Consider the following 23590-nt stretch of genomic DNA (forward strand, 5'->3'; position numbering starts at 1 on the left):
CGGTGTGACGCGATACCTCGTTATATCGCACACAATTATTGTAACATATCTGAAAATGTAGTCAAGGGAATCTGTATTAATTAAAAATTTAACGATATTAGCTTATCTGCCAGTGTGTTTTTCGTTCATACCCATTCCCTGTTTCAGAATAAAAGTGTGCTGTGCCATCACTCTTCGTTTACAGTATCTCATCCCAGTTCTCCACCGATGACAGATCCCTCGCCTCAAAGTCTCCGCCCAGCTGCCCAAACAGGGGACCCACTGCCAGGGTTTTCATTCCTCCGTTTCTTGCCGCCTGTATTCCGGCTGCCGAGTCTTCCACTACAAGACAATCCTCCGGCGCCAGTCCCAGCTTCTCTGCCGCCACCAGAAAAACCTCCGGGTCCGGCTTGGATCTGGTGATGTCCAGACCGCAGCTTATTTTATCCAGAAGCGGCATCAGTTCGATCCGTTCCAATATCTCCGGCGCATTTTTGCTGGCAGAGCCTACTGCCGTTAAGACTCCCCGCTCCCGCAGCATTTCCAGCGCTTCTTTCGCTCCCGGCAGCACATCCTCCAGAGACAGCGACTGCAGAGATTTTTTATAATAATCGTTCTTCTTTTCAGCCAGAGCCTTTTTTTCTTTATCCGTATATTCCTTCGTCCCCTTCTCCAGCACAATTTCCAGAGACGCCATCCGGCTGACGCCGCGCTGCCGCTCGTTGTCTTTTCTGCCAAAATCCATAATTCCCAGTTCATTCGCCAGACGCTTCCACGCCTGATAATGAAGCTCGTCCGTGGAAACCAGTACCCCGTCCAGATCAAAAATCACTCCTCTGATCATTTTTTTCTCCTCCTCTTGCAAAAAAAATTTTTCTATTATATATTAAAAAAAGCAGATTGTTCAACGTTAAACTTTACATAAAAACAGAAAGGAAATTTCCTTTATGGCTACCATTAAAGATATCGCCAGATACACCGGCGTAAGCTGCACTACTATTTCCAACGTCATTCATGGCCGGTCGAATCGTGTCTCCCAGGAAACGATTGAACGAGTAAATGACGCGATCCGTGTTCTTGGCTACACACCAAATATGTCCGCAAGGACTCTGGTCTCCAAATCCTCCAAAGTGATTGCCTTCATCAACCATGTCATCACGCGGGACGATACCAATATGATGGAGGACCCGTTCCACTCCTCCGCCATCGGCGTTATTGAAAGCGCACTTCGGGAAAACGGTTACTATCTGATGCTGCGCACGGTAAAGACCACCGACGAGCTCATCAGCTTTCTTCAGAACTGGAACGTGGACGGTCTTTTTCTCACCGGTATTTTCCACGATACCTTTTTTGATGCCCTTTCTGCATTCCATATTCCTATTGTCCTGATCGACAGCTACGTCCGTCAGCCCAACGTATACAACGTCGGACTGGAGGATTTCAAGGGCAGCTATCTCGCCGCCAGGTATCTCGCAGAAAAAGGCCATACGCGCATCGCCTATGCCAGCCCCTTTCTGAGGGACGGCGGCGTACTGCAGGAACGCTTTCTCGGATACAAGGCAGCGCTGACGGAAAGCGGTATTCCCTTCGATCCGACCATCCTCTTTGAATATGAAATGGACAGCGTTGCATCCTGCCACGCTGCCGCTGACGCGATTTCCGTCCACAGGGATATCACCGCGCTTGTCGCCTCTGCCGACCAGCTCGCCATTGGCATTATGAGCGGTCTGCACGCCCGCGGCATCCGGGTACCGGAAGACATTTCCATTATCGGCTTTGACGACATTGCCATGTGCCAGATGGTAACGCCGCCGCTCACCACGATACATCAGGATATGAAGCTGAAGGCACAGACCGCTGTAGAGTTTATGCTTCAGCTTCTCGACGGAGAAACGCCCCGGCAGTCCAATATTATTCTGCCCGTTCATCTTACAGAGCGTCAGAGTGTACGTTCCCTTCTTCCATAATGTTTGTTCCCTGCCTGCCGATTTCCACTGCATAGCGGATATTCCGGCAGCAGATATGGAATTTCATTCTGTTCCATCCTTCCGGGAGTACGGCTGCGGTTCTCACCGTACCGTCCTGGGCGGATACCCCGCCGAACCCTTCTATGGCCGTCATATAGGCGCCGCCGGCTGCAGCCGGATGCGTTCCGCCAATATATACCAGCCCTGCCCATTCCTTCCCGCCGTCCTTTAAGTCTGCACTTGCGGAATTCATGAAAAACGGGTATGCCTTCCGGGGCATATTGCATTTACATGCCAGCATTGCATACATACAGGAGCTTAACGACGAACCATGCTCGGTCCTCGGCTCATAGTACTCCCAGTTCTTTTTTAATATTTCCGGCTCATACTCCTCCGGAAACAGATTCAGCATTGTCACAACGTCCGCCTGCTTGATCACCTTTGTCTCTGCGGCAACGCCGTAGGCTCCGCCCCAATATTCCTTCTCATGAAGCAGCCTTCCCCGCACCTCGTCGATGGGAGCATCCTCCAGATGGCTGTAGCCGTCAAACTGCTCAATAATGCCATCCTTATCCGGCTTCGGCAAATAAATATGTGCGGCTGCATCCTCAAACCGGCGGACCAGTTCATCAACGGGGTATTCCTGCTCTATACGCGCTTTCCATTCCGGATCTTTCAGCAGCTCCGCCGCAGACTGGAATACGAATTTCGCCATCCGGTTTGTGTACGCATTATTGTTGACGCGCTCATGGTATTCGTCCGGTCCGATCACATCCCAAATTTCATAGCAGTCTCCCACTGCCCTTTTAAGCAGCAGACTGTAATAAAAGTTTGCACATTCTATCACGGTTTTCAGACCGCCCTCCTGCAGCAGCGATTGATCTCCCGTTATCTGTGTATAGCGCATGATACCGTACACCACCGCGGCGGAAATATGATACTGTTTGTCTTTGAAATACGTTCTCTGGGGCCGCCCGGTAAATACATCGGTCACGTTGTAATCAGAACATGCGTCAAAGCCGCCCTCCTGGCTCTCCCAGGCATAAAACGCTCCTTCATAGCCGTAAAAGGCCGCCTTCTCCATAGCGCCGCCCAGGGTATCCACCCGGTATTTCATCAGACTTCTGGCTACATCCGGGTCCGTAAACAGGAAGAAATCCAGCATGAACATTTCCGTATCCCAGAAAACAGCTCCCTTATACGTCTGCCCCGACAGTCCCCTTGCCGGGATCGACATGTTTGCGGCATGGGTCGGCGCGATGGACAGCAGATGGTAGATTGAATAATTCAGAGACTTCATCGCCTCCTCGTCTCCGTCTATCTCTACTTCGCTGACCGCCCACTTTTCCTCCCATTTCCGGCAATGCATCTCCTTCAGAGCGTCATACCCGGCCGCCTTTGCCTCCCGCAGCGTTCCGTGCGCCCTTTGCAGATCCCAGCCTCTGTCCTTTGAGGTAAATACGACAGCCGTCTTTTCTATGCAGTAGCTCCTGCCGATCTCTGTCACGAAAGTGATCCGGCGAAGAATTTCCTTTTCGCCTGTGACCAGATGCTGCTCACACGGAAAATCCGCCGCCACTGTTTCCAGGACATCCACCGTATCTCCTTTTTCATGGGTGACTCCCTGCATGCGGATGACGCCCTGCTCTTCGCAGCTTACCAGCGTGTCATAATGGGGTCCATGAATGTCCCAGACATCCCCGTCAATTCCCGTATAAAGCTCAATCTCCGCGTGAAAATCCGCCGTCACAGAATAGCGCATCGCGATGCGATGCACCTTATCCTTACAGGCGAAGCGTTCGCTCCTGACTGTCACAATGCCCCGGTCCGTCCGAAAGCTCGTCTCCCTGGAAAAAATCCCATGCCGGAAATCCAGCTCCATGCGATGCTTCAGAGGCTCCGTCTCCGGCAGCGCATATTTTTTCCCGTCCACCGCGATATACGTATACAGTACATTCGGGGCATTCAGAGGCTCACGCCAGCCGGAACCCACCTGGTCATAAATTCCCGCCAGGTTGATCGCCGGCATCTGCTCTTTTCGATATTCCTCCTGGGTTCCGCGAATCCCCAGGTAGCCGTTTCCGCAGAGCATGCGGTTGCCCATCCGGGATATCTGCTCTTCGCAAAATTTATTTTCCTGAATTACCCAGTTCATCTCATCCCTCCCCTGCTATTTTCCAGAAATCCGGGATTTCCACGTTCAGCGCCTCTTTTCCTGTCAGCGCCTTTTCCCCGTAGATCATCAGCTCCAGCTCTTTTCCATGCTCCGCCGAAAGATGTATCTGCTCCCTGTCCACACGGATATTCAAGATATCGCCTTTATAGTGGAGCTTGAAGGAATACTCCTCCCACTCCTTCGGGATCACCGGATTCAGCTTCAGAATCTCGCCGTCTGAGCGCAGGCCGCCGAAGCCGTATACAATATTCATCCAGGCAGCCGCAATGGACGTCGTGTGGATTCCCTCATCGCTGTTGCGGTTGTAATTGTCCAGATCCATTCTCGTCGCAAAGCGGAAAAAGTCATACGCCTCCTCCGCCTTTCCGAGCTGGGTCGCCAGAATGGAATGCACCGACGGCGAAAGGGAGCTCTCATGGATGCAGCGCGGCTCATAATATTCATAGTTGCGCTCCAGCTCCTCCTGCGTAAAGCTGCCGTTAAAGAGCAGCATCAGCATCAGAACATCCGGCTGCTTGATCATATCATTCCGGTAGATGCGGTCGTAGGACCAGTGATTATACAACGGGAAATCCGTCACCGGAATCGCGTCAATATCTATATGCGGCAGGTCAAAAAAGCCCTCATGCTGTTCATAGAGCATCCGGTCGGCATCGTAGGGTATGTACATCCGATCCGCCATCTGCTTCCAGGCAGCGCCCTCACTTTCCTGATATCCCGTCTTTTGGGCAGCGCTCCGGTAAGCCTCCGGCGCTTCCCTCTGCAGTCTTTCCAGACACTCCAGTGTGTAGCGGAAGGTAAACCTTCCCATATAATTTGTATAACAGTTGTGATTTACCATCATCTGAAATTCATCCGGTCCCATGACTCCGTAATAGCCAAACCTCAGACCGTCATTGGAATAGTCTCCTCTGGTAGCCAGCATTCTGCTGACCTCGATCAGAATTTCTATTCCCTGGGATGCCAGAAATTCCAGATCACCGGTCATCTTCTCATAGAACCAGATTCCGTAAGCTACTGCCGTGGAAGCCTGCAGCTGAAGGCTGGCGTGCTGCCACAGATTGCAGCATTCCTTCCCGCTGATCGTGGCGATGGGATAAAATGCTCCCTTACAGTCCAGCTCCTTTGCTCTCTTTTTCGCCTCATCCAGCGTCTGATAACGGAAATACAGAAGATTTCTGGCTCCCTCCAGATCATTGAACAGGAAGAAGGGCAGGCAGTACGTTTCTGTATCCCAGAATGCATTTCCGTTGTACGCCTCTCCTGTCAGTCCCTTGGCGCCGATGTTGCTTCCTCTGACAGCTCCGTGATACGTCTGGAAAAGCTGGAAGATGCAGAAGCGGATACCCTGCTGGTTCTCCGGGTCCCCTTTAATCTCTATATCACAGTGCTCCCAGATTTCGCTCCACCATTTTGTATTATCTGCCAGAATCTGTTCAAAGCTGATCTTTTGCAGCCGCTCTCTGCTTTCGGCGCACTGTCTGCGGTATTCCTGTTCTCCTGCGGCATTCCTGCACAGCAGGTTGCACACGGTGCGCTCCGCCCGGAAGGTCTTTCCCGGCTCCGCCTCTGCCTCAAACAAAAGCTGCACTTTCTTTTCCTCCTGGCATGTCCCGGTCTGCACAAGCCCTTCTCCGGTGATCCGGGCAGCAGAATTCACCCGCTGCGCCGTATGGATCGTCTCAAGCTCCAGACTCAAAAATCCATCATCCGTCACTGCTCCCAGGGCATTCCACAGATTTTCCTTTACGCTCTCATGGATCACGGACCCGTCAAGCCCCAGAGTCAGATATATCTTTCCCCGGAAATCCAGCGGCCGCAGTGTAATTCTCTGCGCCGCATATTCTACCTGCTTCATCGAAAGAACCCGCTCAAACGTCACCTCTATCTCTTTTCCGTCAGCCAGACACCATATAAACTGTCTTGTCAGAAGTCCCGTTTTCATGTTCAGCCATCTGCAAAAGGACCGCACCCTGCTCCTTCCCAGATCCAGGCGCTCCCCGTCGGCCTCCAGCCCTGTGTCCAGCCAGTTCACGGAATTTACCATAAATTCTGTCACATCCGTGATTCCGACATAGTGGGGACCTTCCTGCTTTTTCTGCTCATATATACCGTTAAAATAGCTGCCCGTAAGGCTTTCCCCGGAGTATCCTTCCTCCATATAGCCCCGGACTCCCATATATTCATTCGCCAGGGAAAAAATGGATTCCGCCACCCTGGAGTAAGCCGGGTCAAATCCTTCCTCAATAATCTGCCACGGATGCTCTTTAAAATAGATATCTGCTACTTTAGCCATATGTTATCCTCACCTTAATTAATGCATGTCATCCCTTTACTGCTCCCGCCGCCGCACCGTCGGTAATCTGTTTCTGGAAAATTATGAAAAGAATCGTTGGCGGAATGATCGAGAACATGACTGCCCGCAGCATGCTCACCGCATTTGTCGGCGTATCCTTAAAGCTGAACAGCTTTACCATAACCGTTTCTTTGCCGGAACCGTTCAGTACAAGATACGGAAGCAGGAAATCGGACCATGCCGCCGTCACCGCAAAGATAGCAACCACCATGATGATAGGCTTAGACAGCGGAAGAATCATTTTCTCAAATACCTGCAGCGCGCCGCAGCCGTCCAGACGCGCGGACTCCACCAGCTCTCTGGGAATCTCCTCGAAAAACTCTTTAAACAGAACGACCCAGAAGGCATTTGCACCGTAGGACAGCCACAGCGGAAGAAAGCTCCTGCTGAGGCCGAGCATATTGATGTTTCGGAACAGCGCCACAATACTGGCCGTGGACGGGATCAGAAGGCTCCACATAACGAGCGCCTGCACGATTTTATACCCTTTCGGTTTCAAGATTGCCAGCCCGTAAGCCAGCAGGCCGTTGAAAACAACTGCGCATACGACACTTCCCGCCACCAGGATTATGGAATTTACATAAAATTTGGAAAATTTAAGCTGGTTCCAGGTCTTTTTAACACCTTCAAAATCAAAATGCTGCGGAATAATCGTTACATTTCTCGTAAAATCCTTAATATCCTTAAAGGATGCCAGAAATACCCATACAACAGGAAACAGTGCGGCAATGACCATCACAATACACAGCAGCATAATAAGGATACTCAGCGCTCTCGATTTTGGAGAGTGCATATCATAGCCGCGGATCGCTCCGTCACGTTTATCAAAATATTTTCTAAAAAACATGCCCTCTCCTCCTAATATTCTTCTTTTTTCTTTGCAACCTTCATGTACAGCCCGCTCAATATAATCAATATGATGCAGATCATAACGGACAGAGCCGCCGCACCTGAAAAGTCACTGTCACGGAATGCGAACCGGTATACAAGCATCATCAGTGAAATACTTGCATTGTTCGGACCGCCATTCTTAAGCACCATCGGTTCATACAGAATCTGGAACACAGAAATCACCTGCATGATCAGAAGCGTCCTTGCCAGACCGTTGATGCTGGGGAGCGTAATATGCCGGATTCTCTGCCAGATGCTGGCGCCGTCGATAGTCGCCGCCTCGTACAGATCCGCACTGATCCCGCTGATGCTCGCCATATAGATCAGAGCGGTGGACCCCGCCGACTTCCAGGTCATTGTCACGACGATGAGCGGAATCGTCCATTTTGTATTATTCAGCCACACGAAGGGAGCAATTCCGATTTTTCCCAGCAGGATATTGAGCACGCCGGTGGGACCGGGAGTAAAGAAATAATTCCAGATCCAGATCGTGGCAAGCCCCGGAACGATATTCGGGAAATAAACGCCTACACGGAAGAAACTTTTTAAATGTACGGTCTCTGAGATCAGTACCGCCATGATGATAGGTATAAAAAAGCCGATCACCAGCGACCAAAACGTATAGGAAAATGTATTTACGAAGGCCGCCTTAAAATCCGGCACCTTCAGAACCCTGGCATAATTTGCCAGACCGACAAAGTCCACCGTCTGATAGCGGATCGTGCTGTAAAGGGACAGTCTGACGTTCTCCAGAAGCGGCTCCCAGATATAGAATGCAAAAAGTATCACAGACGGCAGCATAACGAGCCATGATATCAGATCTCTGCGCTTAAATTTTGTCTTTTTCTTCATTCTCTCATCCTCATATTTCTGTTTTTACAACAAATGGGGCTTCCGGTCATTGGAAACCCCATTTGGATCGAACTATTTCAGCAATCCGCTTTATTCTGCAACAACCGAATTGTCAAGGATAGCCTGGTAATTGTCATTTGCTGTCTGCATCAGTGCCGGGATATCTGCATCCGGATCAGTGATAACTGCCTGGAGAACCTTTGTCAGCTCGCCATACATATCCTGCGTCTGCCCCGGTTCCTCTGTACGAAGTCCGTCAGAAGATACCGCGTCAAAGTAAGACTGATACATAGCCGGATCTACATTTGCATTTTCTTCAATCGTCTTTGCCTCAGCATCGAGGAATTCCTGATTGATCCAGCACGGGAACTTCTGGATTACCGGGATGCCGGAATCCTTTCTCATCTGTGCGTCTGCTTCCAGACCTGCTACTACGTCGTCGGTAACGATCGGGGTCTTGCCCATGATCTCAAGGTAATCCAGAGCTGCGTCGATTTCTTCCGGCGTTGCATCCTTAGAGAACATGTACGGTGTGCCGCCTGACAGAGAGTACTGTCCACCAGGGCCTGCCGGGATTGCGCACATAGCCAGATCTTCCAGCGCCATTCCGTTTGCCTGTGTCGGCTGGTTTACTGCGTCGTTCGCTGCGATGTACATTGCCGCGCCGCCTGTAGCGAGCTGCGTAAATCCTGTACCCCAGTCCTCAGTAGTCGGATCTGCCGTCAGAACGCCTGCGTCTGCCAGTTCTTTTACATATTCCATAGCTGCGATCGCTTCATCAGAAGCAAGGTTCGCTGTGAATGTTCCGTCTTCATTCTCTGTAACAAGCGTTGCTCCGTATGCCCATGCGATATTGCTGAAGTGCCACCCGCCTGCATTGTCCTTTGCCAGGAGACACAGACCTGCGGAACCAGTCTTCTCGTTGATCGTCTTAGCTGTCTCAAGCAGTTCATCCCATGTCTCTGGGAACAGCGGAACGCCATTTTCATCCACCAGCCCGGCTTCCTCAAACAGCGCCCTGTTGCACATTACGCCAAGCGCATAGCCATCACGCGGAACACCGTATACACGGCCGTTCTCATCGGAAAGCAGCTCACGGATAGACGGATTCATTGCATCCAGCCATCCTCTCTCTTCGAGCTGGTCTGTGATATCTGCAACCGCTTCCTGTTTGATCAGCTTTTGCGGCTCTGTGAACCAGGATTCAAAGACAGTCGGTACAGTACCTGCTTCTACCATCGGCATAAAGGTATCCGTAGAATATTTGTAGTAAGCCGGTACATAGGTAACGTCCGGACGAACCTCTTTCATCTTCTCCAGAAAACCTTCGTGCATCGCGATCTCATCTGTCAGAGTATCCTCCGGCCAGATGCCCAGCGTAACCGTAATCTCCTCAGATGCTCCGGCTACCATGCCGGCCATCATCGCCGCTGCCAGTGTTGCTCCCAAAAATCCAACAAGCTTCCTCTTCATAACATTTTCCTTCCTTTCTTACTTTTTTGTTTTTGATTTCATGATTTACCTGTTCTTTTTTTCTTTGTTTCCATTTAACGTTAAATTTATCAAAGTATGTCGTTTCTGCTCTTTTTTGTTTTGTATTATTTGTACACTTTTCCTCCAATTTCTTTTTTAGTTTTATACGTTTATCGTTAAACTTATGCTATCATACTATTAAATAAATGTCAATATTGCTTTTTCGTTTTTTCGAAAAAAAATTATAGTTTGACCGGCGGACCGCAGACTGGCGGGTTTTATCCTGTTACCGGCTTACCGCCTCATATACCGGTCGGTTGTCCTTTGCCGGCAATATAATCAGAAAGAACACGCTCACCAGCGATGCCCCGCCGAGCAGCAGCGCTACCGCGCGGTACGGCAGAATTTCTCCGAGCGCACCGGCCAGAAATTGAAACAACACGCCGCCAATCGCAAACAGCGTATTAAAAAATGCATTCACCCGCGCCCGCATCTGCTCCGGCAAATAACTCATCACCGCAGTCTCGCGGACGGTCGCGCTGCTGATACCCAGACCGCCGCACAAAAAACGGCTCGCCAGCATCGCAGGATACGGCAGAAACAGCAGCACCATATCTATTATATTGTAAAAAATATAGACAAACTTTGTAAAAGCATAGCGCTTTTTCGCCGGAATCTCCTTCGTGTACTGAAAAAAGCCGCCAAGCACTCTGCCGATCATCTCCGCACTTTTCAGGAATCCCAGCATCGTTACCGTGAGCCAGGGCTGCGACTGATAATACACCTGTGTGATAATGCCAAGCCCCTCCGACGTCCCCTGCGTGATTGCCATATAGGTGTAAATATTCCGGATGCCCTTTTCTTCTTTTATGTATGTGAAGCCCTCCGCGATATCGCGGCGGTATTGGCGGAACGTGTAGGATTCCTCTGCCGCACTTTGCTTTTCCGTCACACGGCTTTCCACCATAATAGAAGCAACTGTGATACCGGCTACAATATAAAATATCACATCCATTTTCAGTGTCTCATACAGAAATGTGGCAAACGGCGCCGACACCACCAGGACGATCGGGTAGACCATCGCGCTCACCGCATAGCCCTTCTGCTTCTCCCCGGCCGGGATCAGATCGGGGTACCACGCCTGGTAAGCCAGCCGGTAAAAGACAGATATCGTTCCCGCAAGCAGCGTAAACGCAACATATACGCCAAAGGAAAAGCTGTTTTTGCTGATCCAGACTCCCATCACGACGTACAGCACCGCAAGCAGCGCGTCCATCCCGACAATCCACTTCTTTTTCCCGCCCTTGTCGATGAGCGGAGCTGCCAAAACCGGCAGCAGCACATCCGGCAGCATCCCGCAGACCATGATCACCGCTGACAGAAAGGCTGACTGCGTCTCGTCAAACACCAGCAGGCTGACAGGAAGATTCATCGCCTCCCCGCCGATCGCCGACAAGACCGTGGCAGCCGTAATGCATGAAAAATCTTTTGTCCAGAGCTTTGTTTTTTGTTTCATATTCCTCTCACCCTTCCGCGGACAAATCCGCCTCTTATGGGTAAAATTATATTGAAATAATAAACGCCTGTAAACACGATCATTTTGGGAAATTTATGTTCTGATTTGATACTTTAAGCAGCTATTTTACAATTCCAGAGGAAATCTCCTGCTCAAACTCCAGCGCCTGCCTGTATCTTCGCTGTCTTTTGCAGGCCTCCACGATCACTTCGCGATAAAAGTACAGATAGCCAAAATGAAGCTCCTCCTTAATCGCACGGATCAGCTTTTCCAGCAATTTCAGATACTCCGGGTTGTTGAGAAAGCCCTCCTCTGCCTCCATTTCGGCTTCCTCGTAAATCAGCCAGTCCACTGCCGACGTGGCAGTTTTCTTTAAAAGCAGATTTTTCATCTCCGCAAGAATTTTTTTGCCCTCGTCCTTTCGTCCCGTGCGCAGAAACACAATTGCTTTTTTGTGAAATATCGGTATCTGAAACTGGTGTCCGGTATCCTCCTGTTCCGCCATCTCCAGATACTCCAGCGCCGGATCATATTTCCGTAAGCTGATGTAAGTGGCGCCGATATTATAGTAAACGCCTGCAAGCTCCCTTTTCCACGCAGTATTCTGCAGCAGCCGGATACCGCGCTCAAAATACACCATCATCATTTCTTCCATGTTAAGGCAGGCGTAGGCGTTCCCATTCATAAAACAGAAGTCCGCGAGCTGGTAGGTATTCCCCTCCTCCACCGCTGCCGCCACAACACGCTGCTCCATCCGGTGAATTTCCGAATAATTGCCCTGCCGGAAATACGCCACGCAGAGCATAAGCATTGCATAAGAATTGTTCAGAACGTCGCACGCTTCCCTGGAGAGATGCACTGCACGCTCAGCATTTTTTTCCTCCTGCGCACAGAGAAGCTTATAATAAGCGAGCTGACGCGGCTCCATATGCTCCTTCAGCGCATCGAGGCGATCCATAATGTCCCTGGGCGCCGCCTGTTCGAAGGCGCAGATCAGCAGCCAGTCCACCGCATAACGGCTATACATTAGTGTGCGCTCCCGCTCCTGCAGTTTTTCATAAACGTCTCTGGTATCCAGATAGTATTGCTGACAGTAAAAATATTTTTCAATAAGCTTCCCAAGCTTTTCCAGCGCCGCCTGGTCTTTTTCATAAAAAATTCCCAGACGCGCAAATAACTCTGCCAGGATTTTTTCATCGGCGCAGACTGTCCCATGCTCGATCTTGCTTAAATAAGAGGGCACGCAGATGCCGCCGCAAACCTCCTTCTGTCCCTTGTCCTGCCGGAGACGTTCCAGCTTCAGCAGGATTCCTGCAAGTGTGTTTTTTTCTATCATAAACCCCCTCCGTATAGAAAAAATTTATTCCATAAGACAATAATCGCCGCACAGAAGCCTCTGTGCGGCGATATAAGATACAAGCCTATACAAATTTAGCAGTATTCAGTTTCACACCCGGTCCCATAGTTGAGGTGAGCGTAACGCTTCTCAAATACTGGCCCTTCAATGCTGCCGGTCTTGCTTTCAGAATTGCATCTATAAGCGTCTGGAAGTTGTCCGCCAACTGCTCCTCCGTAAAGGAAGCTTTTCCGATTGGCACATGTACGATATTTGTCTTATCCAATCTGTACTCAATCTTACCGGCTTTGATATCCTGGATAGCCTTTGTTACATCCATGGTAACTGTTCCGGCCTTCGGGTTCGGCATAAGTCCTTTCGGACCAAGTACACGGCCCAGACGTCCAACTACACCCATCATATCCGGGGTAGCTACTACAACGTCGAAATCCAGCCAGCCTTCGTTCTGAATCTTCGGAATCAGTTCCTCTGCTCCTACGTACTCAGCGCCTGCTGCCAGAGCCTCGTCAGCCTTTGCGTTCTTCGCGAACACAAGCACGCGGACCTTTTTACCTGTTCCGTGCGGAAGTACAACAGCGCCGCGGATCTGCTGATCTGCATGACGTCCGTCGCATCCGGTTCTGATATGAGCTTCGATTGTCTCATCAAATTTTGCTACTGCATTTTTCTTTACAACGCTGATCGCTTCTGCGGTGTCATAAAGAGTTGCGCGGTCATAATTCTTTGCCGCTTCGATATATCTTTTTCCTCTTTTCATATTACATAACCTCCTGGTGGTATTTGCGGGAATTTCCCTCCCACTGTGTTCAATCTACAAGAGTCGACACTCGTTTTCGCTAAGTGCGGGATGTCTACTCTTCAACCGTGATACCCATGCTTCTCGCGGTACCTGCGATCATACTCATAGCCGCTTCAATGCTTCCAGCGTTGAGATCCGGCATCTTTGTCTCAGCGATCTCGCGGATCTTGTCTTTGCTGATGGTCGCAACCTTTGTCTTGTTCGGAACACCGGAACCAGACTTGATATTGCAGGCCTTCTTCAGCAGAACTGCTGCAGGCGGAGTCTTTGTGATGAAGCTGAAGCTTCTATCTGCATAAACGGTGATAACTACCGGGATGATCACATCACCCTTGTCAGCCGTTCTTGCATTGAACTCCTTGGTAAACTGAACGATATTGACACCGTGCTGTCCAAGTGCCGGACCAACAGGCGGTGCTGGTGTTGCTTTGCCAGCCGGAATCTGTAATTTGATGTAACCTGTTACTTTCTTTGCCATAATAAGGCACCTCCTTGTGGTATTGTCGGGGGATTTCCCTCCCACTGTCTGACCGCCTGCGAATTGACGGCGACTTTACATTTTCTGAATCTCTGCGAAACTTATTTCCACCGGCGTTTCGCGGCCGAAAAGCTCAACATTGATGGTAACGATCTGCTTGCTCTCGTTGATCGACTGCACAACGCCGACCGTATCCTTCCAGATACCGCCGATGACGTTGACCGTATCGCCAACCTCGAAATCGACCACAACGCTTTGCTCCTGAATTCCCAAAGGTCTCATCTCTGCTTCAGTAAGCGGTACAGGCTTCGATCCCGGACCGACAAACCCGGTGACGCCCCTGGTGTTTCTGACAACATACCAGGTATCGTCGTTCATGACCATGTTGAGAAGCACGTAGCCCGGAAACATCTTCTTCTGAATTGTTTTCGAAACACCGTTTTTCACTTCCACAACATCCTCCAGAGGTACGCGTACCTCCAGGATCTGATCCTCCAGATGTCTGTTCTCAATGGTTTTTTCGATGTTCGCCTTTACCTTGTTCTCATAACCAGAGTAGGTATGAACTACATACCACTTTGCTTCTGACATATGCTCACCTTGTCCTTACTTAATCAAGAAATCAATACCGTACTGCATAATAACATCGAGCACCGCAATAATCGCTCCGAGTATCACAGAAACTACGATTACAACGCCTGTCTGCTTTGTGAGATCTTTCTTATCCGGCCAGACGATCTTGTGAAATTCGGATTTCAGACCGTCCCACCAGCTTTTCATTGGGCTTTTGTCTTTCTTGGCAACTTCTCCCATGCTGTTCTCCTCTCTCAGCCATGCGGCGTGCTATTTTGTTTCTTTATGCACCGTGTGTTTCTTGCAGAATCTGCAGTATTTACTGGTTTCCATTCTGTCAGGATGATTCTTTTTGTCTTTTGTCGTGTTGTAATTTCGCTGCTTACATTCCGTACATGCCAATGTGATCCTTGTGCGCACAACTTCCACCTCGCTCTCAAACTTTTTTGTGCTGCAGCCTTTTCGCTGCTGTTTTTTTAGGCATAAAAAAAAAGACCTGCTTCCATACGCCTGTTTATCTTACCACATACGTATGGAGCACGTCAAGTAAAAATTTTCACAACTGTTCAGCCATGCGCCGGATTTTATCGGATTAGATCCCGCACGACCTCCCCGGCAATGATCAGTCCCGCCACAGAAGGTACAAACGCCATACTTCCCGGTGTCTGGCGGCGTCTGCCGCCTGCCACGTCCTGTCCGCATATCTGTTCTGCTATATGAGGCGTCATCGGTGTCTCTTTGGAATATACGACTTTCAACTTATTGATCCCGCGTTTTTTTAATTCTCTGCGCATCACTTTTGCAAGCGGACAGACGGATGTCTCATAAATATCTGCGACCTCAAACGCGGACGCATCCATTTTGTTGCCCGCGCCCATGGAACTGATGATCGGGGTGCCGCTTTTCTGCGCCTGCTCTGCCAGCATCAGCTTGCCCGTGACCGTGTCGATCGCATCCACCACATAATCATATGAGGCAAAGTCAAACTGCAATGCCGTCTCCGGAAGATAAAAAATGCGATATACATTTACCACCGCCTGCGGATTGATGGACAACACGCGCGCCTTCGCCGCATCTACCTTGTACTGTCCGATGGTATCATATGTTGCAATGATCTGACGGTTCAGATTGCTCAGAACCACCTTGTCCGAGTCGATCAGATCCAGCGTGCCGACGCCGCTGCGCGCAAGCGCCTCCACCACATAGCCGCCCACGCCGCCCACGCCAAATATTGCAACTCTGGCGCGGGCAAGACGCTGCAGATTTTCTTTTCCTATCAGCAATTCTGTTCTGGAAAACTGATTTTCTTCTGTCATCACTCAATACGTCTCTTAATAATTTTCTGCTTTTACTTCAAAATAAGACTGCGGGTGTGCGCAGGTCGGACAGACCTCCGGTGCGGCGGTTCCAACAACAATATGTCCGCAATTGCGGCATTCCCACACTTTTACCTCACTCTTTGCAAATACCTCCGCCATCTCTATGTTGTGAAGCAGGGCGCGGTAACGCTCCTCATGATGCTGCTCGATCGCCGCAACAAGGCGGAATTTTGCCGCAAGCTCCGGAAATCCCTCCTGTTCCGCCGTCTCCGCAAAGCCCTTGTACATATCTGTCCACTCATAGTTTTCGCCCTCGGCAGCGCTGAGCAGATTTTCAGCGGTATTGCCAATGCCCTGCAGCTCCTTAAACCACATTTTTGCGTGTTCCTTTTCGTTTTCCGCGGTTTTCAGAAACAGTGCCGCAATCTGCTCATAGCCCTCTTTCTTCGCAACCGAAGCAAAATATGTATATTTGTTTCTTGCTTCGGATTCTCCGGAAAATGCTGCCTGCAGATTCTTTTCTGTCTGTGTACCCGCATAAGATTTGTTTTCTTTCATGTTCATTTCCCTCCTGCTACTACAATGTATTTATGGTTAATACCCCTTACAGCCAGTAAGGAATTACCCATCTTGTTGCTTAAGCTGTTAGAATGAGTAAGGCAATAGGTCTGGCCACCTTCTACTAGGACTTTACGTCCGTAATTTAGTCAGCCAACCAGCCCTCATTCGCAGCATTCGTTTTACGCAGGTTGAACCCACAGGCGTTCGTGTGATACCCAGTAGATTGAACAGGCAATGAGTAAATCTGGTATTGACCATTGCTGATTCATTGTAAAGGAGTATCCATTATGAACGCTGTTGGTATTGATGTTTCCAAAGGCAAGAGCACTGTTACCATCCGCAGGCCTGGCGACGTTGTCCTGATGCCTCCCCGCGACATTCCCCATACACAGTCCGCTATCAACGGACTGATCGGGCAGATAAAGGAGCTTGACGGGGAGACGAAGGTCTGCATGGAGCACACCGGAAGGTACTACGAGCCGGTCGCCATGTGGCTTTCTGACGCCGGTATCTTTGTTAGCGCCGTAAACCCCATTCTCATCAGGAACTTCGGGGATGATTCCCTGCGCACTCCAAAGACCGACAAAGCGGATTCCAAAAAAATCGCACGCTATACTCTTGACCGCTGGGCAAAACTGAAGCAATATGGAATCATGGATAAAACACGCAACCAATTAAAAACCATGAACCGACAGTTCGGCTTCTATATGGCACAGAAAACTGCCATGAAAAACAATCTTATTGCCCTGCTTGACCAGACTTATCCGGGTGCTAATGACTTCTTTGACAGCCCTGCGCGCAGCGATGGCAGCCAGAAATGGGTGGATTTTGTCCATACCTACTGGCATGTGGACTGTGTCCGCTCCAGGTCGCCGGAAGCCTTCAAAAAGCATTACCAGAACTGGTGCAAACGCAAAGGTTATAATTTCAGCGCACAGAAAGCGGAAAATATCTACCATGCCTCTTCTGACCTGATCGCCGTATTTCCAAAAGATGACAACACAAAAATGCTCATCTGGCAGGCTGTGGCAATGCTTAATACTGCTTCCCGGACAGTAGAATCCCTCCGTCTGGAAATGGATAAGGCTGCTTCCGCGCTGCCGGAATATCCGGTTGTTCTGGCTATGGATGGTGTCGGGCCTACCCTCGGTCCCCAGCTCATGTCTGAGATCGGGGATGTGACACGGTTTACACACCGCGGGGCTCTGACTGCTTTTGCCGGCGTTGACCCCGGAAAGGATGATTCCGGGCAGCGCATCCGTAAAAGTGTGCCTACCACAAAGAAAGGCTCGCCGTATCTGCGCAAAACCCTGTTCCAGATCATGGACGGGCTCATCAAACGTTCCCCTGCTGACGATCCCGTTTACGCCTTTATGGATAAAAAACGGGCGCAGGGCAAACCTTATTACGTCTACATGACCGCTGGTGCGAACAAATTTCTCCGTATTTATTACGGGCGGGTAAAGGAATATCTTGCCTCACTGCCCCAGACATCCGACACGGAGGCGGAGAAGGATGGAATATAAAACATATCCCTGCGAGGTAAATTTCAGATATCTCGTCCTCAAAGGCGTGCCTGTTGTGGCTGGTTTTTTCTCCGAGAAAGACGCGGCGGATTATGCCCTGTCCATTGGAGGAACCGTCATAAAAGCGAACGAAAATCCACGCAATGCCGGAAGGATACCGAAATTCTCTGACCGCGAGAAAGATGCTATCAGAGAATGTATCGCACAAGGAATTCCCATGCGTCGTATTGCCCGGGAATTCCGATGTTCTGTAGGCTATGTTCAAAAATTAAAATGTGAACATCCCTTATAGGTGGCACAATATATGGCTTCCTTTTTTCTTAAGCCAGCGTAAACCGGTGGCTTAACGTTTATGCCCTAATTTCAACCTGTATAAAATTTTCAAAGTTCATCAATTTCTGCTTGACTTTTTATTTGCAGACTATATTTACTTTTAAAGCTATAATCAGTATACAATTTTCACCCGTTTTTTTCAAGTATATCCGACTGCTCCTCTGCCGCCCGTGCTCAAACAGTTGCTGTTCATTCCGTTCGCAGTAACCTCAAACATTTTTTCATCCCTGCGCTGCTTTTTTCGTTTCGTTTGCGCCTTTGCTTTCCTCCAACGCCTGCTCTGTTTCGTTTGCTCCTTCGCTTTCCTCCAGCGCCTGCTCTGTTTCGTTTGCTCCTTTGCTTTCCTCCTGCGTCTGCTCTGTTTCGTTTGTTCCTTCGGTTTCCTCGATTCCCGACTCCGCCGGTTTTCCGCGCAGGTCCAGATCCTTTGCCTTCGGATAAATGCGGCGCATCACCTCATCGTCATACTTTTCATCCATAATCTGCTGCCACGGAGCCTCCGCCGGAACGCCCGCGCGCCGCTCCTGATAGCGTCCAAGAGCCAGCGACGATACAAAAATGTTGCATAACATAAATACGACCATAATCCAGGTGAGAACCTTCCCCACCCGGATCGGCATTTTTTCGATCAGACCGGAAATCTTTTCATAGACATACTTAAACCAGATAACGGCAGCGATTCCCCAGAAAAAACAATATAAAAGATTTATGCGGCCTGCCAGATTAAACGGCACATGGCTGTAGTCCCAGAAAATCGTCCCGAAGACCATTTCCGTGAAAACGCTGCAGAGATATTCAAACGCACCTCCCAGAACAGTTCCTGCAATGAACAGAAAACTGTCTGATTTCTTGCGGTGCTGATACAGGATGGCCGTGAAAAGTGCAAACCCCAATCCCCATACAATACTGAACGGTCCCCACACCACACTGCTGCGGCTCATCCACCTGCCGATCGTAATCCTGCAAAAAACCGTTTCCACCAGGTCGCCGATCAATCCTCCGACCATAAACAGCCAGAATAGCTTATAAAACCCGCATCCTTCCGCAAATACCCTGCTTTTTCCTTTTTTCTCCTGCAGCTCCGGCGACAGCGGATAAGCGCGCAGGATACGCCGCTCGACCACGCTGGAGATTTTCGCGCGCAGCCCGGCTGTAAATTTCGCGATGCGCTTGTTTGATTCGTTGTAGCGCTCCTGATCGTTCGCCTTCAGAAGCACGGACGTTGTTCCGAGAATATCAAGAACCAGAATTGCAAGAAGTATCCACATTAATGTGTGCATCAGAATCGGCACATTTGCATTATAAAACCGGTTCAGGACCGGATTCAGCCATTTTACGACAATCACGCCAAGAACGCCCCAGAACAATGAGTGATCCAGGCAGACGTATCCGTCAAAATTAAATTTCTTTTTGCTGTAATCCCACCAGCGTCCATGATAATATTTCTCCAGGAACTTACCTGCAAGCAGTTCTGTCACCGTCGCGTAAATGCAGCTTCCCACAAACAAAAAGAAAATATTATCCTTCAGCGATGTAAGACCCACCGTCAGAATGATAGCCGTAATGCCGTAAATCATACAGAGCGGTCCATTCAGGAAACCGCGGTTGACCACCTTTTTCTGCTTCAGCGTTACCAGTACCGTCTCCAATACCCACCCCAAAAACGCGTAGGTAAAAAACAGAAATAACAATCTCGTCATAGACATGGTTTCATCCTTTGTTCACATATAATAATGTGAACATTTTAACACAGTATATGTTTTACGTCTACAAAAGATTTCTTATTTTTGCCCACATGCTTTCGCCCATTCCCCCGGCCCCGCCGCATCCTGCCTATAAGCAAAGCATATTCTGGTGGTGCTTGCGATACCCGGACGGTGTGGTTCCCGTGATGGATTTAAATACCCGATTAAAATGAGTGAGGTTTGAAAAGCCTGTCTCCCGGCTGATTTCTGTTACCGTCTTGTCCGTCTCCATCAGCCTGCGCTGCGCATTCATTACCCGTGTGATATTCACATATTGTACAATCGTGCTGTTGGTGTAGCGCTTAAATTCCCGGCAGAGATAAAACGGACTGACATAAAACATCTGCGCAAGCTGCTCCAGTGTAATATCCTCCTGGTAATGCTTGTGGATATAGCTGACAATCTGCGTCGTGCGCCCCGTCTCTTTCAGCTGCTCCGGCTCCCGCCTGCGCGTGTGCATCAGCATGGTAAACAGAAACATATTCAGCAGCGTGCGCCGGTAGCTTTTATAAAAATCTGACGGATTCTCGTATTCCCGGATCAGCTCCTCCAGCATGTGATGCAGCTTCTGGCGTGTTACCGCATCCGGTCTGTACATCCCATTGTTTTGATCCAATGCCTCTAAAAGCTCTGAAGACGCCACCTCGCCGCTCTCAAAATACAACACAATGCGCTTAAAAGGCATCCCCTCATCCCCGTAGGAACGATGCAGCACATAGGGCGAAAACAAAATCAGCTCGCCCGGCTTCATCGTGTACATGTCATCCTGCAGCATATGATACCGCTCTCCATCCTCCAGGTAATAAATCTCATAATAATTATGATAATGCGATTTCATCATATTATCGTTCACGCCTGCGATCCGTTCCCCGGCAAGGCTTTCGCCCTGCGCCATCCGAATTCCCGCCTGGTCGATCATTTCGCTTCCTCCATACAGCTCTGCCTAAAATACATTCCACATAAACCATTTTTGACTATTTTATCATTTTTCATCATAAAGAGCAAGATATGTTTACTTTCGGTACAATCACTGCAATTTCTGTCTGGTTTTGTTCTCTTCATATTTATATGATATATATACAAACTCAATTGAAACACAGAACCGTAATCCCATCTGTGTCACAAATTGAAACAGTGAAGCAAAATATTGCTTCCCAACAAACAAAAAGAAGGAGGAAATGAGTAATGAAAATCTGTACCAGAGCATCGTCTGTAACTCAGCAGGAAAATTATTTTTCCATTCTTACAGACGGCGCAGAGCTGAGGCTGTGGTTTCTGACGGATTCCATCGTGCGTATCCGCGCGGGATTCGACGGAGACTTTGCGGAGGAATCCTACAGTCTTGTGCTGACCGCATGGGAGGACCGCATGGACGGTTTTCTCAAAAATTACCGCAGACGCATTGAGACGGCAGACGCTGCTCTCACAGACGGCGGGGATACCGCAGTCATCCAGGGAAAACTTTTAAAAGTAGTAGTGGAGAAAGATCCCTTCCGCATCTGCGTGTACGACGCAGAGGGGACCTGCCTGCATGCTGACATCGCAGACCTTGCTTACCAGGAGGACAGCAACCGCCGCCGCATCCACACCAGCGAGATTTCGCCCGATGACTGCTTCTATGGGTTCGGCGAAAAGAGCGGCGAGTTTAACAAGGCTCAGAAGTTCATGAACATGAGCCCGAAGGATGCCATGGGCTACAACCCGAAGGAGACGGATTCGCTGTACAAGCACATTCCGTTCTACATCAAATTAAACAGACGCACGAAGAAGGCTGTTGGATACTTCTATCACAACACCTGGGAATGCGACTTCGACATGGGGAAAGAGAAAAGCAACTACTGGAAAATGCACAGCCGCTACCGTGCGGATGGCGGCGACATCGATCTGTTTCTGATCACCGGTCCGACCGTGCGCGAGGTTGTGGAACGCTACACGGATCTGACCGGAAAATCCACCCTGCTCCCGCGCTATGCGCTCGGATACCTTGGCTCCTCCATGTATTATCCGGAGCTGGAGGCTGACTGCGACGACGCGATCGTAGAATTTATCGACACCACAAAAGAGGAACAGATTCCGGTAGACGGATTCCAGCTTTCCTCCGGCTACTGCACTGTGGAGACCAATGTCGGCGTAAAGCGCTGCGTATTTACCTGGAACAAAAAGCGCTTCAAAGACCCGAAGGATTTCTTCAAAAAAATGAAGGAGCGCGGCATCACCGTCACCCCGAACGTAAAACCGGGTATCCTGCTGCTTCACCCGATGCTGGAGGAAATGAAAGAAAAAGATATGTTTGTAAAAGCCAGCGACAGCGACGAACCGGGCGTGGGAACCTGGTGGGGCGGAAAGGGCGTATTTGTGGACTACACCAAAGCCTCCACCCGCGAGCACTGGAAAAAGCTGCTGAAGGAAAACGTCCTGGATTACGGCACCTGCTCCGTATGGAATGACAACTGCGAGTACGACAGCATGGTCGATAAAGACTGCCGCTGCGATTTCGAAGGCAAAGGCGGCACCATTGGGCAGCTGAAATCCGTCATGTCAAACATTATGTGCCATATCACGGACGAAGCCATCCATGAAACCTTCGAAAATACCCGTCCGTATATTGTATGCCGTTCCGGTCACTGCGGTATACAGCGTTACGCACAGACCTGGGCAGGCGACAATCTGACCTGCTGGGACGCGCTGAAATACAATATTGCCACCATCCTCGGCATGGGCTTAAGCGGCGTGGCAAGCCAGGGCTGCGACATCGGAGGCTTCTTTGGTCCGGCGCCGGAGGGTGAGCTGTTTATCCGCTGGATTCAGAACGGAATCTTCCAGCCGCGTTTCTCCATTCACTCCACCAACACCGACAATACGGTAACGGAGCCATGGATGTACAGCGACTTAAAAGACGATATCCGCCGCGCCATCGAATTTCGCTATCAGTTGAGTCCGTATCTGTACTCTCTGACAGAGCGCGCGCACGAGACCGGTCTTCCGATTATGGAGGCAATGTGCAGCGCTTTCCAGAATGACCCGAAATGCTACGATGAGGGCGTCGACTTTATGTTCGGTGACTCCCTGCTGGTGGCAAATGTCGTGGAAAAGGGTGCAAAGACGCGCAGCATCTATCTGCCTGAGGGTGACACCTTCTACGATTTCTATACAAGAGAAGCTTACGCAGGCGGACAGACCATTGAAATTCCGGTAACTATCAGCAGCATCCCGCTGTATGTAAGAAGCGGCGCGCTGATTCCGATTGCAACCAATCAGATGAACAATCTCGCCACACAGCAGGCGACCGGCATCCGGCTTCTGTGCGCGGCAGACAAAGACAATTCCTTCCAGTTATATGAGGACGATGGCGTTTCTATGGACTATGAGACAGGAAAATATCTGAAAACTGTCATTACCATGACGACCGGCGAGCGCACTTATCTTGATTTCAAACAGGAAGGCAGCTATGAAACAGCCGTTGAGACTATGGAAATCGACATGATTCACCGCGAGAAAGCCCCATACTGGGTAACCGTGGACGGCGAACTGCTTCCGCATTTCCTGCATAGACGGAAATTTGAGGAGGCGGCCTGCGGATGGTATTACAGCCAGCGTCTGAAATCGGTGCAGATCAAATATCCGAACCCGAAGAAAGATTATCAGGTTCTCGTTTCCTTTGAGCAGTTTGATTTAATTGGAATGTAAAC

General features: G+C 49.7%; 21 protein-coding genes. 4 read left to right on the top strand and 17 right to left on the bottom strand.

The features are described from left to right. Window positions 1-178 precede the first annotated feature (178 nt). Complete coding sequence (gene pgmB / locus ACLU9Q_RS02870) at window positions 179-823, bottom strand: beta-phosphoglucomutase (protein WP_412624629.1); 645 nt, start codon at window positions 821-823, stop codon at window positions 179-181. 103 nt (window positions 824-926) lie between these two features. Between pgmB and ACLU9Q_RS02875 the strand changes: the two genes are divergently transcribed. Further along, window positions 927-1946, top strand: a complete 1020-nt coding sequence (locus tag ACLU9Q_RS02875) for a LacI family DNA-binding transcriptional regulator (RefSeq protein ID WP_412624630.1) — start codon at window positions 927-929, stop codon at window positions 1944-1946. Here ACLU9Q_RS02875 and ACLU9Q_RS02880 read toward each other — a convergent pair. The 14 genes from ACLU9Q_RS02880 to rbr all read right to left on the bottom strand — a co-directional run bounded on the left by ACLU9Q_RS02880 (window position 1909) and on the right by rbr (window position 16294). Next, a complete protein-coding gene (locus ACLU9Q_RS02880; protein WP_412624631.1) occupies window positions 1909-4101 on the bottom strand; it encodes a glycoside hydrolase family 65 protein in 2193 nt (730 codons plus the stop codon). The two genes, ACLU9Q_RS02875 and ACLU9Q_RS02880, sit on opposite strands and share 38 nt — an antisense overlap. A 1-nt stretch (window position 4102) precedes the next feature. Beyond that, window positions 4103-6418, bottom strand: a complete 2316-nt coding sequence (locus ACLU9Q_RS02885) for a glycoside hydrolase family 65 protein (protein WP_412624632.1) — start codon at window positions 6416-6418, stop codon at window positions 4103-4105. A 28-nt stretch (window positions 6419-6446) separates the two neighbouring features. Next, complete coding sequence (locus ACLU9Q_RS02890) at window positions 6447-7325, bottom strand: carbohydrate ABC transporter permease (protein WP_296831607.1); 879 nt, start codon at window positions 7323-7325, stop codon at window positions 6447-6449. 11 nt (window positions 7326-7336) lie between these two features. Beyond that, window positions 7337-8221, bottom strand: coding sequence for a carbohydrate ABC transporter permease (locus ACLU9Q_RS02895; RefSeq protein ID WP_296831605.1), 885 nt, complete (start codon window positions 8219-8221; stop codon window positions 7337-7339). Between the two features lie 90 nt (window positions 8222-8311). Further along, window positions 8312-9694, bottom strand: coding sequence for an ABC transporter substrate-binding protein (locus ACLU9Q_RS02900; RefSeq protein WP_296831603.1), 1383 nt, complete (start codon window positions 9692-9694; stop codon window positions 8312-8314). 286 nt (window positions 9695-9980) lie between these two features. Next, window positions 9981-11210 (bottom strand): MFS transporter, encoded by a 1230-nt coding sequence (locus ACLU9Q_RS02905; RefSeq protein WP_302591935.1) that lies wholly within the window; start codon window positions 11208-11210, stop codon window positions 9981-9983. A gap of 121 nt (window positions 11211-11331) precedes the next feature. Next, window positions 11332-12546 (bottom strand): tetratricopeptide repeat protein, encoded by a 1215-nt coding sequence (locus ACLU9Q_RS02910; protein ID WP_412624633.1) that lies wholly within the window; start codon window positions 12544-12546, stop codon window positions 11332-11334. An 85-nt stretch (window positions 12547-12631) separates the two neighbouring features. Beyond that, window positions 12632-13324 carry a 50S ribosomal protein L1 gene (gene rplA / locus ACLU9Q_RS02915; protein WP_296831596.1) on the bottom strand — a complete coding sequence of 231 codons (693 nt, stop codon included), beginning with the start codon at window positions 13322-13324 and terminating at the stop codon, window positions 12632-12634. 94 nt (window positions 13325-13418) lie between these two features. Continuing rightward, a complete protein-coding gene (gene rplK / locus ACLU9Q_RS02920; RefSeq protein WP_006862840.1) occupies window positions 13419-13844 on the bottom strand; it encodes a 50S ribosomal protein L11 in 426 nt (141 codons plus the stop codon). A 75-nt stretch (window positions 13845-13919) separates the two neighbouring features. Then, on the bottom strand, window positions 13920-14435 hold the full coding sequence (gene nusG / locus ACLU9Q_RS02925) for a transcription termination/antitermination protein NusG (RefSeq protein WP_412624634.1): 516 nt from the start codon (window positions 14433-14435) through the stop codon (window positions 13920-13922). Window positions 14436-14450: 15 nt separating this feature from the next. Next, a complete protein-coding gene (gene secE / locus ACLU9Q_RS02930; protein WP_296831591.1) occupies window positions 14451-14657 on the bottom strand; it encodes a preprotein translocase subunit SecE in 207 nt (68 codons plus the stop codon). Between the two features lie 30 nt (window positions 14658-14687). Beyond that, window positions 14688-14837: a 50S ribosomal protein L33 gene (rpmG, locus tag ACLU9Q_RS02935; RefSeq protein ID WP_296831589.1), complete on the bottom strand. Its 150-nt coding sequence runs from the start codon at window positions 14835-14837 to the stop codon at window positions 14688-14690. A gap of 164 nt (window positions 14838-15001) precedes the next feature. Further along, entirely contained in the window at window positions 15002-15733 is a 732-nt protein-coding gene (locus tag ACLU9Q_RS02940; RefSeq protein WP_296831692.1) for a tRNA threonylcarbamoyladenosine dehydratase, read from the bottom strand. 15 nt (window positions 15734-15748) lie between these two features. Then, entirely contained in the window at window positions 15749-16294 is a 546-nt protein-coding gene (gene rbr / locus ACLU9Q_RS02945) for a rubrerythrin (protein ID WP_296831587.1), read from the bottom strand. Between the two features lie 290 nt (window positions 16295-16584). On the opposite strand from rbr, the gene ACLU9Q_RS02950 reads away from it, so the two are divergent. Both ACLU9Q_RS02950 and ACLU9Q_RS02955 read left to right on the top strand, forming a co-directional pair. Continuing rightward, entirely contained in the window at window positions 16585-17823 is a 1239-nt protein-coding gene (locus tag ACLU9Q_RS02950; protein WP_412624635.1) for an IS110 family transposase, read from the top strand. Next, window positions 17813-18115 (top strand): hypothetical protein, encoded by a 303-nt coding sequence (locus tag ACLU9Q_RS02955; RefSeq protein ID WP_296928017.1) that lies wholly within the window; start codon window positions 17813-17815, stop codon window positions 18113-18115. The genes ACLU9Q_RS02950 and ACLU9Q_RS02955 overlap by 11 nt, the downstream gene beginning before the upstream one ends. A gap of 262 nt (window positions 18116-18377) precedes the next feature. On the opposite strand, the gene ACLU9Q_RS02960 is transcribed toward ACLU9Q_RS02955, so the two are convergent. Next, window positions 18378-19856 carry a putative ABC transporter permease gene (locus ACLU9Q_RS02960; protein ID WP_296835442.1) on the bottom strand — a complete coding sequence of 493 codons (1479 nt, stop codon included), beginning with the start codon at window positions 19854-19856 and terminating at the stop codon, window positions 18378-18380. Window positions 19857-19989: 133 nt separating this feature from the next. Then, on the bottom strand, window positions 19990-20820 hold the full coding sequence (locus ACLU9Q_RS02965; RefSeq protein ID WP_296835444.1) for an AraC family transcriptional regulator: 831 nt from the start codon (window positions 20818-20820) through the stop codon (window positions 19990-19992). Window positions 20821-21086: 266 nt separating this feature from the next. On the opposite strand from ACLU9Q_RS02965, the gene ACLU9Q_RS02970 reads away from it, so the two are divergent. Further along, window positions 21087-23588 carry a TIM-barrel domain-containing protein gene (locus ACLU9Q_RS02970; protein WP_296835445.1) on the top strand — a complete coding sequence of 834 codons (2502 nt, stop codon included), beginning with the start codon at window positions 21087-21089 and terminating at the stop codon, window positions 23586-23588. Window positions 23589-23590: the final 2 nt, after the last annotated feature.

Source organism: Marvinbryantia sp., from assembly GCF_047017445.1.
Classification (GTDB): Bacteria; Bacillota; Clostridia; order Lachnospirales; family Lachnospiraceae; genus Marvinbryantia.

What these genes read in the sequence shown, in the direction of transcription:
- pgmB (WP_412624629.1), bottom strand. Translation starts at nt 823, where the DNA reads ATGATCAGAGGAGTGATTTTTGATCTGGACGGGGTACTGGTTTCCACG.
- ACLU9Q_RS02875 (WP_412624630.1), top strand. Translation starts at nt 927, where the DNA reads ATGGCTACCATTAAAGATATCGCCAGATACACCGGCGTAAGCTGCACT.
- ACLU9Q_RS02880 (WP_412624631.1), bottom strand. Translation starts at nt 4,101, where the DNA reads ATGAACTGGGTAATTCAGGAAAATAAATTTTGCGAAGAGCAGATATCC.
- ACLU9Q_RS02885 (WP_412624632.1), bottom strand. Translation starts at nt 6,418, where the DNA reads ATGGCTAAAGTAGCAGATATCTATTTTAAAGAGCATCCGTGGCAGATT.
- ACLU9Q_RS02890 (WP_296831607.1), bottom strand. Translation starts at nt 7,325, where the DNA reads ATGTTTTTTAGAAAATATTTTGATAAACGTGACGGAGCGATCCGCGGC.
- ACLU9Q_RS02895 (WP_296831605.1), bottom strand. Translation starts at nt 8,221, where the DNA reads ATGAAGAAAAAGACAAAATTTAAGCGCAGAGATCTGATATCATGGCTC.
- ACLU9Q_RS02900 (WP_296831603.1), bottom strand. Translation starts at nt 9,694, where the DNA reads ATGAAGAGGAAGCTTGTTGGATTTTTGGGAGCAACACTGGCAGCGGCG.
- ACLU9Q_RS02905 (WP_302591935.1), bottom strand. Translation starts at nt 11,210, where the DNA reads ATGAAACAAAAAACAAAGCTCTGGACAAAAGATTTTTCATGCATTACG.
- ACLU9Q_RS02910 (WP_412624633.1), bottom strand. Translation starts at nt 12,546, where the DNA reads ATGATAGAAAAAAACACACTTGCAGGAATCCTGCTGAAGCTGGAACGT.
- rplA (WP_296831596.1), bottom strand. Translation starts at nt 13,324, where the DNA reads ATGAAAAGAGGAAAAAGATATATCGAAGCGGCAAAGAATTATGACCGC.
- rplK (WP_006862840.1), bottom strand. Translation starts at nt 13,844, where the DNA reads ATGGCAAAGAAAGTAACAGGTTACATCAAATTACAGATTCCGGCTGGC.
- nusG (WP_412624634.1), bottom strand. Translation starts at nt 14,435, where the DNA reads ATGTCAGAAGCAAAGTGGTATGTAGTTCATACCTACTCTGGTTATGAG.
- secE (WP_296831591.1), bottom strand. Translation starts at nt 14,657, where the DNA reads ATGGGAGAAGTTGCCAAGAAAGACAAAAGCCCAATGAAAAGCTGGTGG.
- ACLU9Q_RS02940 (WP_296831692.1), bottom strand. Translation starts at nt 15,733, where the DNA reads ATGACAGAAGAAAATCAGTTTTCCAGAACAGAATTGCTGATAGGAAAA.
- rbr (WP_296831587.1), bottom strand. Translation starts at nt 16,294, where the DNA reads ATGAAAGAAAACAAATCTTATGCGGGTACACAGACAGAAAAGAATCTG.
- ACLU9Q_RS02950 (WP_412624635.1), top strand. Translation starts at nt 16,585, where the DNA reads ATGAACGCTGTTGGTATTGATGTTTCCAAAGGCAAGAGCACTGTTACC.
- ACLU9Q_RS02955 (WP_296928017.1), top strand. Translation starts at nt 17,813, where the DNA reads ATGGAATATAAAACATATCCCTGCGAGGTAAATTTCAGATATCTCGTC.
- ACLU9Q_RS02960 (WP_296835442.1), bottom strand. Translation starts at nt 19,856, where the DNA reads ATGACGAGATTGTTATTTCTGTTTTTTACCTACGCGTTTTTGGGGTGG.
- ACLU9Q_RS02965 (WP_296835444.1), bottom strand. Translation starts at nt 20,820, where the DNA reads ATGATCGACCAGGCGGGAATTCGGATGGCGCAGGGCGAAAGCCTTGCC.
- ACLU9Q_RS02970 (WP_296835445.1), top strand. Translation starts at nt 21,087, where the DNA reads ATGAAAATCTGTACCAGAGCATCGTCTGTAACTCAGCAGGAAAATTAT.